11 protein-coding genes are annotated in these 13,292 nt (G+C 67.4%); 1 reads left to right on the top strand and 10 read right to left on the bottom strand.

The window, feature by feature from the left end; genetic code table 11:
- Positions 1-30: 30 nt before the first annotated feature.
- From recG to C0V75_RS09110, 4 genes are all read right to left on the bottom strand, one after another.
- Positions 31-2,118, bottom strand: a complete 2,088-nt coding sequence (gene recG, locus C0V75_RS09095; RefSeq protein WP_101920552.1) for an ATP-dependent DNA helicase RecG — start codon at positions 2,116-2,118, stop codon at positions 31-33.
- A complete protein-coding gene (ligA, locus tag C0V75_RS09100) occupies positions 2,115-4,364 on the bottom strand; it encodes an NAD-dependent DNA ligase LigA (RefSeq protein WP_101920553.1) in 2,250 nt (749 codons plus the stop codon). The genes recG and ligA overlap by 4 nt, the downstream gene beginning before the upstream one ends.
- 72 nt (positions 4,365-4,436) lie before the next feature.
- A complete protein-coding gene (gene ctrA, locus C0V75_RS09105; RefSeq protein ID WP_101920554.1) occupies positions 4,437-5,156 on the bottom strand; it encodes a response regulator transcription factor CtrA in 720 nt (239 codons plus the stop codon).
- An 88-nt stretch (positions 5,157-5,244) separates the two neighbouring features.
- Positions 5,245-5,523: a DUF1153 domain-containing protein gene (locus tag C0V75_RS09110; protein ID WP_101920555.1), complete on the bottom strand. Its 279-nt coding sequence runs from the start codon at positions 5,521-5,523 to the stop codon at positions 5,245-5,247.
- Between the two features lie 149 nt (positions 5,524-5,672).
- On the opposite strand from C0V75_RS09110, the gene mnmA reads away from it, so the two are divergent.
- A complete protein-coding gene (mnmA, locus tag C0V75_RS09115; RefSeq protein WP_101920789.1) occupies positions 5,673-6,818 on the top strand; it encodes a tRNA 2-thiouridine(34) synthase MnmA in 1,146 nt (381 codons plus the stop codon).
- Between the two features lie 109 nt (positions 6,819-6,927).
- On the opposite strand, the gene lpxB is transcribed toward mnmA, so the two are convergent.
- From lpxB to bamA, 6 genes are all read right to left on the bottom strand, one after another.
- Complete coding sequence (lpxB, locus tag C0V75_RS09120) at positions 6,928-8,043, bottom strand: lipid-A-disaccharide synthase (protein WP_101920556.1); 1,116 nt, start codon at positions 8,041-8,043, stop codon at positions 6,928-6,930.
- On the bottom strand, positions 8,040-8,846 hold the full coding sequence (locus C0V75_RS09125) for an LpxI family protein (RefSeq protein ID WP_101920557.1): 807 nt from the start codon (positions 8,844-8,846) through the stop codon (positions 8,040-8,042). The genes lpxB and C0V75_RS09125 overlap by 4 nt, the downstream gene beginning before the upstream one ends.
- On the bottom strand, positions 8,843-9,640 hold the full coding sequence (gene lpxA / locus C0V75_RS09130) for an acyl-ACP--UDP-N-acetylglucosamine O-acyltransferase (protein WP_101920558.1): 798 nt from the start codon (positions 9,638-9,640) through the stop codon (positions 8,843-8,845). The genes C0V75_RS09125 and lpxA overlap by 4 nt, the downstream gene beginning before the upstream one ends.
- Positions 9,641-9,642: 2 nt before the next feature.
- Positions 9,643-10,116 (bottom strand): 3-hydroxyacyl-ACP dehydratase FabZ, encoded by a 474-nt coding sequence (gene fabZ, locus C0V75_RS09135; RefSeq protein WP_101920559.1) that lies wholly within the window; start codon positions 10,114-10,116, stop codon positions 9,643-9,645.
- Between the two features lie 86 nt (positions 10,117-10,202).
- On the bottom strand, positions 10,203-10,871 hold the full coding sequence (locus tag C0V75_RS09140; protein WP_101920560.1) for an OmpH family outer membrane protein: 669 nt from the start codon (positions 10,869-10,871) through the stop codon (positions 10,203-10,205).
- Entirely contained in the window at positions 10,871-13,225 is a 2,355-nt protein-coding gene (gene bamA / locus C0V75_RS09145) for an outer membrane protein assembly factor BamA (protein WP_254216413.1), read from the bottom strand. The genes C0V75_RS09140 and bamA overlap by 1 nt, the downstream gene beginning before the upstream one ends.
- Positions 13,226-13,292: the final 67 nt, after the last annotated feature.

Genomic DNA, 13,292 nt, shown 5'->3' on the forward strand with positions numbered 1-13,292 from the left:
AACATTCCGGATCAAAGAAAGAACAAAGCTTTAACCAACCCCGATCAGCCGGATCGCCCGGTCCTGATCCAACAGCCACAGCAGCATCCGCGCCGCCTTCCCCCGCGGCCCGTCCAGCGCCGGATCATCCGCCAGCAGCCGCCGCGCATCGCTCTGCGCCACGGCCATCAGCGCCCCCTGCCGCTCCAGATCGGCCACCCGGAACCGGGGCAGCCCCGATTGCGCCGTCCCGATCAGATCGCCCGCCCCCCGCATCGCCAGATCCTCTTCCGCGATGCGGAACCCGTCCTCAGTGTCGCGCAGCACCTTCAGCCGCCGCTCGCCCCCCTCGCTCAAGGGCGCCTGATACAACAGCAGGCAGGTCGACTCCGTCGCCCCCCGCCCCACGCGCCCCCTGAGCTGATGCAACTGCGCCAGACCGAAGGTCTCCGCCCGCTCGATCACCATGATGCTGGCATTGGGCACATTCACCCCCACCTCGATCACCGTCGTCGCCACCAGCACCTTCGTCTCTCCGGCCACAAACCGCGCCATGGCGGCATCCTTCTCGGCGGGCGGCATCTGGCCATGCACCATGCCCACGACCCCATCCCCCAGCGCCGCGCGCAGATGCTGAAACCGCGCCTCGGCACTGGCATAATCCAGCACTTCGGAGTCCTCGACCAAGGGGCAGACCCAATAGGCCTGCCGCCCCTCGGCCACCGCACGGGCCAGATGGCCCACCACCTCATCCATCCGCGCCGTGCTGACCAGCGCCGTCCGGATCGGCTTCCGCCCCGGCGGTTTCTCGTCCAGCACGGACACATCCATATCCCCATAGGTCGCCAGCGCCAGCGACCGCGGGATCGGCGTCGCCGTCATCACCAGCGTATCGGTCGCCGCCCCCTTGGCCCCCAGTTCCATCCGCTGCGCCACGCCGAAACGGTGCTGCTCATCCACCACCGCCAGCCGCAGGTCATAAAAAACCACATCCCTCTGGAACACCGCATGGGTGCCCACCAGCACCGCGATCCGCCCCTCGGCCAGATCGCGCAGCTTGGCCGCCCGCTCCGCCCCCTTGTCCCGGCCCGTCAGCAACTCGAGCCGCACCCCCGCCGCCGCCGCCAGGGGCTGCAACCCCTCGAAATGCTGCCGCGCCAGAATCTCCGTCGGCGCCATCATCACGCCCTGCCCCCCCGCCTCCACGGCGATCAGCAGCGCAAGAAAGGCCACCAGCGTCTTCCCCGCCCCCACATCCCCCTGCAACAGCCGGTTCATGCGGAACGGGCCTTCCATATCCCCCGCAATCTCCTCCACCGCCCGCGCCTGCGCGCGGGTCAGGGAATAGGGCAGGCTCATCACCACCTTCGCCCGCAACTGGCCGTTCCCGACCGTGGGAAGCCCCTTCTGCTTGCGCAATGTCGCCCGCGCCAGGGCCAGCGTCAGCTGATGCGCCAGCAACTCGTCATAGGCCAGCCGCTGCCGCGCCGGATGGGTCGGCGCCAAATCCGGCGCCCCCGCAGGCCCATGCACCGCCACCAAAGCCTCGCGCCACGCAGGCCAGCCTTCCCGCGCCAAGAGCGGCCCGTCGATCCATTCCGGCAAGTCAGGTGCCCGCGCCAAGGCCCCCGCCACAGCCTTCGCCACCACCTTCTGCGTCACCCCGGCGGTCAGGGGATAGACCGGCTCGAACAGCGGCAACTCCCCCGCCTCCTCCGGCCGCAGCACATGGTCGGGATGCACCATCTGCGCCACGCCATCGAACAGTTCCACCTTGCCGGAAATCAGCCGCCGCTGCCCCGTCGGCAGCAGCCGTTGCAGGAAATCCCCCCGCGCGTGAAAGAAAACCAGCGTGAAGTCCAACGCCGCATCCCGCACTGCCACGCGGTAAGGTTTCCCCTTCGCGCGCGGCGGGAAATGCGCGCCAACCTCCACCTCCACCGTCACCGTGCAAGGCGGCACCACATCGCGGACCGACGCCTTCCGCGCCCGATCCACCCCCGAATGCGGTAGAAGGAACAGCAAATCCTTCGGCCGCTCCACCCCCAGCCCGGCCAGCGCCTTGGCCGTCTTCTCCCCCACGCCTTCCAGCGTCTCCAACCCCGCAAACAGCGGGAAAAGTTCGACAGGCCGCGTCATGCATCCCCGATGAGGGCGAGCCATTCGTCCTCGTCGATCATCTTCACGCCCAGCCGTTCTGCATCCTTGGCCTTCGACCCCGCACCGGGACCGGCCACCAGAAGGTCGGTCTTGGCGGAAACCGACCCCGCCACCTTGGCCCCCAGCGCCTCGGCCCGCGCCTTGGCCTCGGCCCGCGTCATCTTCTCCAGACTGCCGGTAAAGACCACGGTCAGCCCCGCCACCGGCGATTCCGTCGCCCGCGCCTCGGGTGGCAACACCTCCAGATGCGCCACCAGCCGCGCGATGGAGGCGCGCTCCTCCGGATTGGCCAGGGTATCGGACAAGGACAGCGCCAGAACCGGCCCGATCCCATCGCCGGTGATCAGTTCCTGCCAGGCCGCCGCCGCCGCCTCCGGCACGGCCAGCGCTTCCACCGCCCTGTCCCGCGCCTCCTTCACCCGCGCGCGCCGCCCCTCGGCCTGCGCCGCCGCGCGTTCCTCCATCTCGGCCTCATCCGCCGCACGATGGGCCAGCGCCGCAGGCCGCGCCAGATCGACCGCCGCCGCCAAGGCTTCCCATGTCTGGTAATGGCGGGCCAGATCCTGCGCCGCCACCTCGCCCACATGCCGCATCCCCAAGGCAAAGATCAGCCGCGCCAGCGGAATGCGCCGCCGCTCCTCGATCGCGGCCCAGAGATTGGTCACCGACTTCTCGCCGAAACCGTCCCGATTGCGCAGCTTCTGCAAGGGGTTGGCGGCATCCCTTGCGGCAAGCGTGAAGATGTCCGCAGGCTCCTTCACCGGCAGCAGGTCATCGGCGAAGAACATCTCGACCTGCTTGCGCCCCAACCCCTCGATGTCAAAGGCCGCGCGCGACACGAAATGCACCAGCCGCTCCACCGCCTGCGCCGGGCAGATCAGGCCCCCGGTGCAGCGGCGCACCGAATCCCCCTCTTCTCGCACCGCGTCAGACCCGCATTCCGGGCAGCGATGCGGAAAGACATAGGGCACCGCCCCTTCCGGCCTGCGCGCCATGTCCACATCCGCGACCTTGGGGATCACATCGCCCGCGCGATAGACCTGCACCCAGTCGCCCACCCGGATATCCTTGCCGTCCCGGATCGCCTCGCCGCGCGAGTCGCGCCCCGCGATGTAATCCTCGTTATGCAGCGTGGCATTCGACACGACCACGCCGCCCACCGTCACCGGGGCCAGCCGCGCCACGGGCGACAGCGCCCCGGTGCGCCCCACCTGAATGTCGATCGCCTCCAGCCGCGTCCAGGCGAGTTCCGCCGGAAACTTGTGCGCGATGGCCCAACGCGGCGTCGTCGCCCGGAAGCCCAGCCGCGCCTGAAGCGACAGGTCATCCACCTTGTAGACCACCCCGTCGATGTCATAGCCCAGCGTCGCCCGCATCGCCTCGATCCGACGATACTGCGCCAGCAGGGCGGCAGGCCCATCGCACAGCACCGTCAGCGGATTGGTCTGAAATCCCAGGGCCTTCAGCCGCGCAATTGCCGCGAATTGCGAAGCGGCCAGCGGCTCTGACAGCGCCCCCCAGGCATAGGCAAAGAACCGCAGCGGCCGCGCCGCCGTGATCGTCGCATCCAACTGCCGCAACGACCCGGCCGCCGCGTTGCGCGGATTGGCAAAGACCTTGCCGCCACCCGCCGCCTGCCGCGCATTCAGCGCCGCGAAATCGGCATGGGACATATAGACCTCGCCCCGCACTTCCATCACCGCTGGCGCGCCCGCCACCCGGCGCGGAATATCCGCGATGGTCAGCGCATTTTCGGTGACATTCTCGCCCAGCTCGCCATCGCCCCGCGTCGCCGCCTGCACCAGCACCCCGCCCTCATAACGCAGGGACAGCGACAGCCCGTCGATCTTCGGCTCGGCCACATAGGCGATGGGCGCATCGGTCCCAAGGAAAGACCGCACCCGCCCATCGAACTCCGCCACCTCCTCATCCGCGAAGGCATTGGAAAGCGACAGCATCCGCACCTCGTGCCGGACCTGCCCGAACCCATCCGCCGCCGCAGCCCCCACCTGCTCGCTGGGGCTGTCGGACCGCTTCAACTGCGGAAACCGCGCCTCGATCTCCGCGTTCCGCCGCTTCAGCGCGTCATAGTCCGCATCCGAAATCTCGGGCGCGTCCAAGGTGTGATAGGCGCGGTTCGCCTCGGCAATCGCGGCGGCCAGCCGCGCAAGCTCTGCCTGCGCCTCTGCCTCGGAAAGCTGGTCGATGCTCTTTCCGTCGGTCATCCGTTCCCCCAAGGTCGCCCCCCGAAAGGTTTAGGGGGCGACCCCGGAACAGTCCAGCACCCGCCGCAGGCTTCAGCTTGCCGCCGCGATGGAAACGCGGCGATGGGCGATCTCCGGCACCGGGTCGCGCATCACATAGCCGCGCCCCCAGACCGTCTCGATATAGTTCTCGCCCCCCGTCGCCTCGGCCAGCTTCTTGCGCAGCTTGCAGATGAAGACGTCGATGATCTTCAGCTCCGGCTCGTCCATCCCGCCATAAAGGTGGTTCAGGAACATCTCCTTCGTCAGGGTCGTGCCCTTGCGCAGGCTGAGGAGTTCCAGGATCTGATACTCCTTCCCCGTCAGATGCACGCTCTTGCCGCCCACATCCACCGATTTGGCGTCAAGGTTCACATTGATCTGGCCAGTCCGGATGATCGACTGCGCATGACCCTTGGACCGGCGGATGATCGCGTGGATTCGCGCGATCAGCTCTTCGCGGTGGAAGGGTTTGGTCAGATAGTCATCCGCGCCGAAGCCGAATCCCCGGATCTTGCTGTCGGTGTCATCCGACCCCGACAGGATGAGGATGGGCGTTTCGATCTTGGCCATCCGCAACTGGCGCAGAACCTCATGCCCGCTCATGTCGGGAAGGTTCAGGTCCAGAAGGATGAGATCGTAGTCGTAGAGTTTCGCCAGATCTATGCCATCTTCCCCAAGATCCGTGCAGTACACGTTCAGGTTGGCATGGGTCAGCATCAACTCGATGCTCCGCGATGTCGCGGGATCGTCTTCAACCAAAAGCACTCGCATGTCACTCTCCGTAAAGCCGCCCTAAGGCGACATTGCAGACCACTCGTTAAACAAAGATTACTATGGCAGATTTTGCATCAAGCTCAATCTAAAATTGTCGATAATGCTGAACCTTGGTCGCCCGCAGCGCCGCAGCACCATGGCGGCCCATGGCGGCCTCCCAACTGCCCAATTCCTCATCGGTCAGCCGATAGCGCTCCAGCGCCTCCTCCCGGCCGATCAGCCCATGCTGCACGGCCTGCACCACCACGGCCTTGCGCCGCGCCACCCAGCGATGGGTGTCGGCGGGCGGCAGATCGGCCCGCGTCAGAATGGTGCCATCCGGCAGGGTCACATGGCGGGGGCCGGGAACGCGCTTGATATACATGCGGGGTCTCCTTCGTCTTCCCCCGGACTATCGCGCCCTTTCCTTAACCGATGCTGAAGGCCCGCCGCCGACCTGCCCCCCTCTTGTGGCCCGCCCCCTTTTTCCTGTATTGCAACGGCCTTCCGCAGATCACCCACCGGACCTCCGCCATGGCGCTCGATCAACCGCTCAACTCGCTCGGCCTGCCGAAGGCCCCCGCCGATACCCGCGTGGTCGTCGCCATGTCGGGCGGCGTGGACTCCTCGGTCGTCGCCGCCATGCTGGCGGAAGAGGGCTATGATGTGGTGGGCGTCACCCTGCAACTCTACGATCACGGCGCGGCGCTCGCCAAGAAGGGCGCCTGCTGCGCGGGCCGCGACATCCACGATGCCCGCCGCGTGGCCGAAACCATGGGCTTTCCGCATTACGTCCTCGACTACGAAAACACCTTCCGCGAAGCGGTGATCGAGGAATTCGCCGATGCCTACCTCGCCGGCGCAACCCCGGTTCCCTGCATCCGCTGCAATGAACGGGTGAAGTTCAAGGACCTGCTCGCCACCGCCAAGGATCTGGAGGCCGACTGTATGGCCACCGGCCACTATATCCAGCGCAAGATGGGCGCGCTTGGGCCGGAACTGCACATGGCCGGCGATCCCAACCGCGATCAGTCCTATTTCCTCTTCTCCACCACGGCGGAACAGCTTGCCTATCTGCGCTTCCCCCTCGGCCACCTCGCCTCCAAGGCCGAAACCCGCGCGCTGGCGGCACGCTATGGCCTGCCCGTGGCCGACAAGCCCGACAGCCAGGACATCTGCTTTGTCCCAAACGGCAATTACGCCGCGGTGATCGAAAAGCTGCGCCCCGGCGCCGCCGACCCGGGCGAGATCGTGGATCTTTCCGGTCGCGTCCTCGGCACGCACCGGGGCGTGATCCATTACACGATCGGGCAGCGCAAGGGCCTCGGCATCGGCGGCCTGGGCGATCCGCTCTATGTGGTCAAACTCGACCCCGACAGCCGCCGCGTGATCGTCGGGCCGAAAGAGGCGCTCTCCACCCGCACCGTGCCGCTGCGCGAGATCAACTGGCTGGGCGACGCCCCCCTTGCCAGCCGCGCCGAATGGCAGGTGAACGTGAAGGTCCGCTCCACCCGCCCCCCGCGCCCCGCCGTCATCCGCCCGCTGTCGGAAACAGAGGCCGAGGTGGAACTGCTCTCGCCCGAAGACGGCGTCAGCCCCGGTCAGGCCTGCGTCTTCTACGCCCCCGAAGGCAGCCGCGTCCTGGGCGGCGGCTGGATCTGGAAAGGCCGCCAAGCCTAAGATTTTTCACTGAAAAATCTTAGGCTTTCCCAGCCAAAACTCTTCTGGAAGAGTTTTGGCATCGCGCGCCAGGATTTTTGGCCAAAAATCCTGGCGCGATGAACCGCCGTCACAGGACCGAAAGCACCGACCGCGCCGCCCGCAGCCCGGGCGCTTCGCCACCCTTGCCCAGCCGCTCCATCGTCAGGCGCATCGCCGCCCCCTGCGCCGAAGGGTCCGCCAGCAGCGCCTCCACCGCCGGCGCGATCAACTCCGCCCGGCAGCGGTCCCCGATGAATTCCGGCACGACCCGCGTCTCGCTCACCAGATTGACCAGCGTCACCGTGTCGATCAGCGCCGCCCGCCGCATCAGCCACAGCGTCAGGGGATGCATGTCATAGGCGATCACCATCGGGCAGCCCGCCGCCGCCAGTTCCAGCGATACGGTCCCCGAAGCCGCCACCGCCACATCCGCCGCCGCAAAGGCCCCGCGCTTCAGACCCGGCTCTTCCACGATCACCGGCTGCACCCGCCAGTCCGCCGTCACCTCGCGCACCAGCCCCGCCACCCCCCGGACCGTCGGCAAGGCCACGCGCAGCCCCGGATGGCGCGCGGCCAGCCGCCCCAGCACCTCGCCCAGAACCGGGGCCAGCCGCGCCACCTCGCCGCGCCGCGACCCCGGGAGGGCCAGCACCAGCGGCCCCTCCCCGGCCCAGGCCGCGCATTCCGCCTCCGATGCCGCAGGCTCCGCCACCACCGGATGCCCCACGAAATCGCAGCTCATCCCCGCCGCCTGCATATAGGGCGGCTCAAAAGGCAGCAGGGCCAGCACATGATCCACATGCCGCGCCATCTTCGCCGCCCGCCCCGGCCGCCAGGCCCAGACCGAGGGCGCAACATAATGGATCGTCCGCAGCCCGGGCCGTGCGGCCTTCACCAGCGCCGCCACCCGCAGCCCGAAATCGGGGCTGTCGATCGTCACCAACGCCGCCGCATCCGAGGCGATCACCGCCTCCGCCACCTCGCGGATACGCCGCTTCAGGTGAAAATACTTGGGCAGAACCTCGGCGATGCCCATCACCGAAAGCTCTTCCATCGGGAAGAGCGACCCCATCCCCTCGGCCTGCATCAGGGGCCCCGCAACCCCGTCAAAGGTCACCCCCGGCGACAGCGCCTTCAGCCCCGCCATCAGCGCCGCCCCCAGACGGTCGCCCGAGGGCTCGCCGGCGACGAGGAAGATCTTCATGGCTTCCGCGCCCAGAGGAACAGGCCCGCCGCCTCCGCCTCGGCCACCATCGCGGACAGGTCGAGGCAGATCACGCCCCCCGCCTCCCACACAATCCCGCCAAGCCCCGCCGCCGCCACGCGGCGCAGGGTTTCCACCCCCAGCGCGGGCAGGTCGATCCGGCGGTCCTGCCCCGGCTTCGGCGCCTTGTAGAACAGTCCCTTCGCCCCTGCGGGCCGCAGGCCCGGCGGAATCGCCGCCACGCCCGCCAGCATCGCATCCGTCCCCGGCAGCGCCTCCACGGCAAGGCACAGCCCCTGCTGCACCACCGCGCCCTGCCCCACATCCACGCGTCCCAGCGCGCCCACGATCACCGCCGCCCGCGCCGCATCGGCCCGGTCCCGATCCGTGACCGCGCCGCACAGAAGCCCGGCCCCCGGCACCAGCGCAGGCGCGATCTCCTGCACCCCCACCAGCGCGAAACCCGCCTCCTCGAAAATCGCCAGCACCTCGCGCAGGGTGGCATCATCGCCCTGCCCCATGGCCGCCAGCAGACGCGGCACCATCCCCGCCGTGTCGGGGTCAAACAGCGCCGGGTCCAGCCTTGGCCGCTGCACCGCACCCGCGAAACAGACCCGCGTGACCCCCTCATCCTCCAGCGCCCGCAGGAACGGCACCAGCCGCTCCACCCGGAACCGCAGGTCCGGCTCCAGGCCCGCAGGGGCGAACCCCTCCAGCGCCGCCACGAAAGGCCGTTCCGCCATCGCGGCCATCACCGCCGCAGGCAGGCCCCCCGCCCCCGCAATGATTGCCGTCCGCGTCATTTCGGCGTCAGGAAAGACCGGTCCGAGGCCGACAGGATGAATTCCGTCACCTCGCGCACATAGGCGCTGTCCGTCTCGTCGGCCAGCTTGCGCGCCCGGTCAAGGAACGTCCCCTCCCCCTGCGCCAGCATCTGATAGGCCGCCCGCAGCGCAGTGATCTCGCCCCGCTCCACGCCGCGCCGCTTCAGCCCCACAAGGTTCAGCCCGTCCAGCTCCCCCCTCGGGGCCTGCACAAGGCCATAGGGGATCACGTCATTCGTCACCATGGTCACGGCCCCGATGATCGCGCCCTGCCCGATCCGCACGAATTGATGCACGCCCGACAACCCGCCCACGATCACGTCATCGCCCAGCACGCAATGCCCTGCGATGGCCACATGGTTCACCAGGATCACGCGATTGCCGATCTGCGCATCATGGCCCACATGCGCGCCGGTCATCACCAGCACGTCATCGCCCAACCGCGTCACGCCGCCGCCGCCTTCCGTGCCCACGTTCAGCGTCGCCGCCTCACGGATGCGGCAGCGCTGGCCGATCACCAGCCGCGTCTTCTCGCCCTTGTATTTCAGGTCCTGCGGCACCTCGCCCACCGTGGCGAAGGGGAAGATCACCGACTCCTCCCCCACCTCGGTCCAGCCGGTGACCACGGCATGGCTCTTCACCACGACCCGGTCCTTCAGCACCACCTCCGGCCCGATCACCGAAAAGGGGCCGATCTCGCAGCCCGCGCCGATCACCGCGCCGTCCTCGATCACGGCCGAAGGATGGATGCGCGCCTCGGGGTGAATGGTCATGCTCAGGCCTTCGGCACGTCGAACATGGCCATGAAGGTGGCCTCGCAGGCCAGTTCCCCCTCCACCATCGCGCGGCCTTCGAATTTCCACACCCGCCCGCCGCCGCGCAGCGCCTTCACATGCAGTTCCAGCACGTCACCGGGCACCACCTTGCGGCGGAACTTCACCCCGTCCACGCCCATGAAGAAGACCTTCGCCTGCTTGTCCACCAGATCCATCGACAGGCCCACGAGGATGCCGCTCGTCTGCGCCATCGCCTCGATGATCATCACGCCGGGAAAGATCGGCATGCCGGGGAAATGCCCGGTGAATTGCGGCTCGTTGATCGTGACATTCTTGATGCCGACACAGCTTTCGTTGACGACGATGTCGCGCACCTTGTCCACCAGAAGAAAGGGATAGCGGTGCGGAATGATCCGCTGGATCAGGTCAAGATCGGCACTGGTGACGGCGCTGCTGGCGGTGGCCTCGGTCATCGGGTTCTCCTTCTTCCGCGGCCCGCCGCGCCGGGCCACCGGAACGTGACTAGCAACTTGCCGGGGGCGAAACAAGCATCCGGCGCTCAAGGGCCCGGAGCGGGCGCGGGCGCCGGTGCGACAGGCGCCACGGGCGCGGCCTCCGGCGCCGGCTCGGGTCCGGCCTCCGGCGCTGCGTCCAGATCGCTGCCATCGCCCAGCACTGCGTCGATCCGCGCGATGGCCTCGTCGGTGATATCCACGCCGCGCAGCGACAGGATCACCGTTTCCTTGTCAAAGATGGCAACCGCCCCGGTATCCCGCATCAGATCGGCCAGCACCGGGATCGCCGCCTGAAGAAAGCGCTGCCGCTCCGCATCCCGGCGCGAGGTGATGGCGCGCGACTTCGCATCCTGCGCGGCGCGGATCGCCTCGGTCTTGGCATCGAACTCTTCCGCCAGCTTGCGGAACTCCTCGGCAGGCAGGCTGGGCCGACGATCCGTCAGCGCGCGCTCTTCCGATTCCAGCGCCTGTTCCAGCCGCAGATTCTCGGCAATCAGCACCTCGCTGTCGGTCTGGAACTGCGTCTCCAGCGCCCGGCCAAAGCGCGTCTCGGCCAAAAGCCGGTTGCGATCCAGCGTCAGGATGGGCGCACGGGGCAGCACCACCGCCTCCCCCGCCCCCTGCGCCTGCTGCGCCGCGACAGGCTGCGCTGCAAGCAGGGCCAGCGCGGCCAGGACCGGCCGCCACAGCCCGCCATGGCGCAGGCCCGCCATCAGAAGCGCGTCGAAACCGTCAGGTCGAAGGTCTGCTCGAGGTCATAGTCTTCCTTGACCAGCGGCTTGGCAAAGTTCAACCGCAGCGGCCCGACCGGCGTATCCCAGAAGATCGACACACCCACCGAAGACCGCAGGTTCATCGAGTCATCCACCGGATTCGCCCCGGCCGACCCGCCATTGATGTTGTCCAGGCTCCAGACCGACCCGACATCGAAGAAGACGCCGCCCGACACCCCGTATTCCTCCGGCAGGCCCAGCGGGAAATCGGCCTCGAACCGCGCCACGGCGAACATGTTGCCCCCCAGCGCATCGTTCAGCGCGCTCAGGTCGCGCGGGCCGATCCCGCCGGGCTCAAAGCCCCGGATCTTGCCATTCGCGAAGAAGCGTTCGGTGATCTGGCTGTTCGTGCCGCCCAGGCTGTTGATCATCCCGCCTTCAAAGATGGCGCGCAGCGTCACCTCTTCCTGGGCCACCTTCGTCTCGGCCAAAGCCAGCGCAGAGGTCATGATGAACTCTGTATCGCCCCCCAGCCCGGCAATATCCTGGCCAAAGCGCAGCAGGATGCCCCCTTTCGGGTTCAGACCGCTCACGCGCGTGTCATAGGTATAGGTATAGCCGACCGAGCTTGTGATCTGCGCCCCCAGCGCGGCTTCCTGCACGATAATGTTCGACGCGCCCGCAGGCACATCGGAAATCTTCGAATCCTTGTAGGTATAGCGCACTTCAAGCCGGCTCAGTTCGCCCAGCGGGAATTCCAGCGCGGGCGACAGGCGGCCCACGCGGGTATCATAGGTGGTCGAATTCTCGTTGTCCGACTCGCGGTAGGACGCCGCGAATTTCAGCGTCACGTCCCGGCCCAGGAAGGCAGGTTCCGCAAAGGAGAACGACCCTTCCGACGTATCGGTCCCGCTGGTCAGCGACACGCCCAGCGCCTGGCCACGCCCCAGAAAATTCTGCTCGCTCAGCCCGACATTGAAGCCGACGCCGGTCGAAACCCCATAGCTCGCCCCGAAGGTGAGAGAGCCGGTCGGCTGCTCTTCCACATCGACATTCACCACCACCTGATCGGGCGTGCTGCCCGGTTCGGCATTGACCTGCGCATCGGCAAAGAAACCAAGGGCGCGGATGCGTTCCGCCGCCTGCCGGATTTCCCGCGCGTTCAGCGGATCGCCTTCCACCGTGCGGAACTGGCGGCGCACCACCTGATCCAGCGTCGTGGTATTGCCCTCGATGTCGATGCGCTCCACGAAGATGCGCTCGCCCCGCACGATGGCGAATTCCACATCCAGGATGCCGCCCCGCTCGTCCCGCGTGATCCGCGGATCGACGCGCACGAAGGTCAGCCCCTTGCGCAGCGCCAGATTTTCCATCCGCGCGATGTTGTTGTCGATCAGCGCGGGCGACCAGGTCTCGCCGCGACGGATGCGCTGCACCGCCGCGAATTCGGCCGCGTCCACCCCTTCGATCTCGGAAACCGTCGAAACCTCGCCGATGCGGAACTGCTGGCCCTCGCGAATGGTGAAGGTCACGAAGAAGGCATCCCGCTCCCGCGCGACATCCGACGTGGCATCCAGAACCTGCACATCGGCATAGCCACGCGCCAGGTAGAAATCGCGCAGCAACTGCTTGTCCAGCTCCAGCCGCTCCGCAACAAAGGTATCGCGCTGGATGATGCTGCGCAGCAGACCGGCCTGCTTGGTCTCCAGCACCTGCCGCAGACGGCGGTCGGTGAAGGCACGGTTGCCGACAAAGGACAGCCGTTCGATCTCGGCCACGCGGCCCTCGGTGATCTCGAAGACCAGATCGACGCGATTGCCGTCGCGCCGGATGATGCGCGGATCGACGGTCGCCGCGATACGGCCCCGCACCCGATAGGCATCGGCAATGGCCGCCGCATCCTCTTCCGCCTGCGACGGCGAATAGACCAGCCGCCCGCGCGACTTGGCGATCTCCGCCAGTTCTTCGTCCTTCAGCCGGGCATTGCCCTCGAAGTTGACGATGTTGATCATCGGGTATTCGACAACCCGGATCAGAAGCGTGCTGCCCTGCGGCACCAGCTCGACGGATTCGAACAGGCCGGAATTGACGATGTTCTGATAGGCATCGTTCAGCCGCGCCGCGCTGACCGTCTCGCCGCGCCCGATTCCGGCATAGGCCAGAATGGTCTGCGGCTCGATGGCCTGGTTGCCCTCCACCGTGACGCTGGAAAAGCTGTAGGTCTGGGCCTGTGCGGCGCTGTAGGGGGCAAAGGTAACGGCGGCTGTGGAAAGGAAAAACGCCGTCAATGCCGGCCGGAACATCCCCGCGCTCGACCGCATCGACGTATCGAACACGCCTGTCCTTTTCCGCATGGATCCTGCCCCGCCATTAACTAATTCTTGCGTCTTCACTAGCCTGACAAGCGGGGATTGTCAAAAG

Origin of the sequence: Tabrizicola sp. TH137 (genome assembly GCF_002855575.1) — a bacterium.
Classification (GTDB): Bacteria; Pseudomonadota; Alphaproteobacteria; order Rhodobacterales; family Rhodobacteraceae; genus Paragemmobacter.

Excerpts from the sequence above, each read along its gene's own strand:
- recG (WP_101920552.1), bottom strand. The coding sequence starts at position 2,118 with ATGACGCGGCCTGTCGAACTTTTCCCGCTGTTTGCGGGGTTGGAGACG.
- ligA (WP_101920553.1), bottom strand. The coding sequence starts at position 4,364 with ATGACCGACGGAAAGAGCATCGACCAGCTTTCCGAGGCAGAGGCGCAG.
- ctrA (WP_101920554.1), bottom strand. The coding sequence starts at position 5,156 with ATGCGAGTGCTTTTGGTTGAAGACGATCCCGCGACATCGCGGAGCATC.
- C0V75_RS09110 (WP_101920555.1), bottom strand. The coding sequence starts at position 5,523 with ATGTATATCAAGCGCGTTCCCGGCCCCCGCCATGTGACCCTGCCGGAT.
- mnmA (WP_101920789.1), top strand. The coding sequence starts at position 5,673 with ATGGCGCTCGATCAACCGCTCAACTCGCTCGGCCTGCCGAAGGCCCCC.
- lpxB (WP_101920556.1), bottom strand. The coding sequence starts at position 8,043 with ATGAAGATCTTCCTCGTCGCCGGCGAGCCCTCGGGCGACCGTCTGGGG.
- C0V75_RS09125 (WP_101920557.1), bottom strand. The coding sequence starts at position 8,846 with ATGACGCGGACGGCAATCATTGCGGGGGCGGGGGGCCTGCCTGCGGCG.
- lpxA (WP_101920558.1), bottom strand. The coding sequence starts at position 9,640 with ATGACCATTCACCCCGAGGCGCGCATCCATCCTTCGGCCGTGATCGAG.
- fabZ (WP_101920559.1), bottom strand. The coding sequence starts at position 10,116 with ATGACCGAGGCCACCGCCAGCAGCGCCGTCACCAGTGCCGATCTTGAC.
- C0V75_RS09140 (WP_101920560.1), bottom strand. The coding sequence starts at position 10,871 with ATGGCGGGCCTGCGCCATGGCGGGCTGTGGCGGCCGGTCCTGGCCGCG.
- bamA (WP_254216413.1), bottom strand. The coding sequence starts at position 13,225 with ATGCGGAAAAGGACAGGCGTGTTCGATACGTCGATGCGGTCGAGCGCG.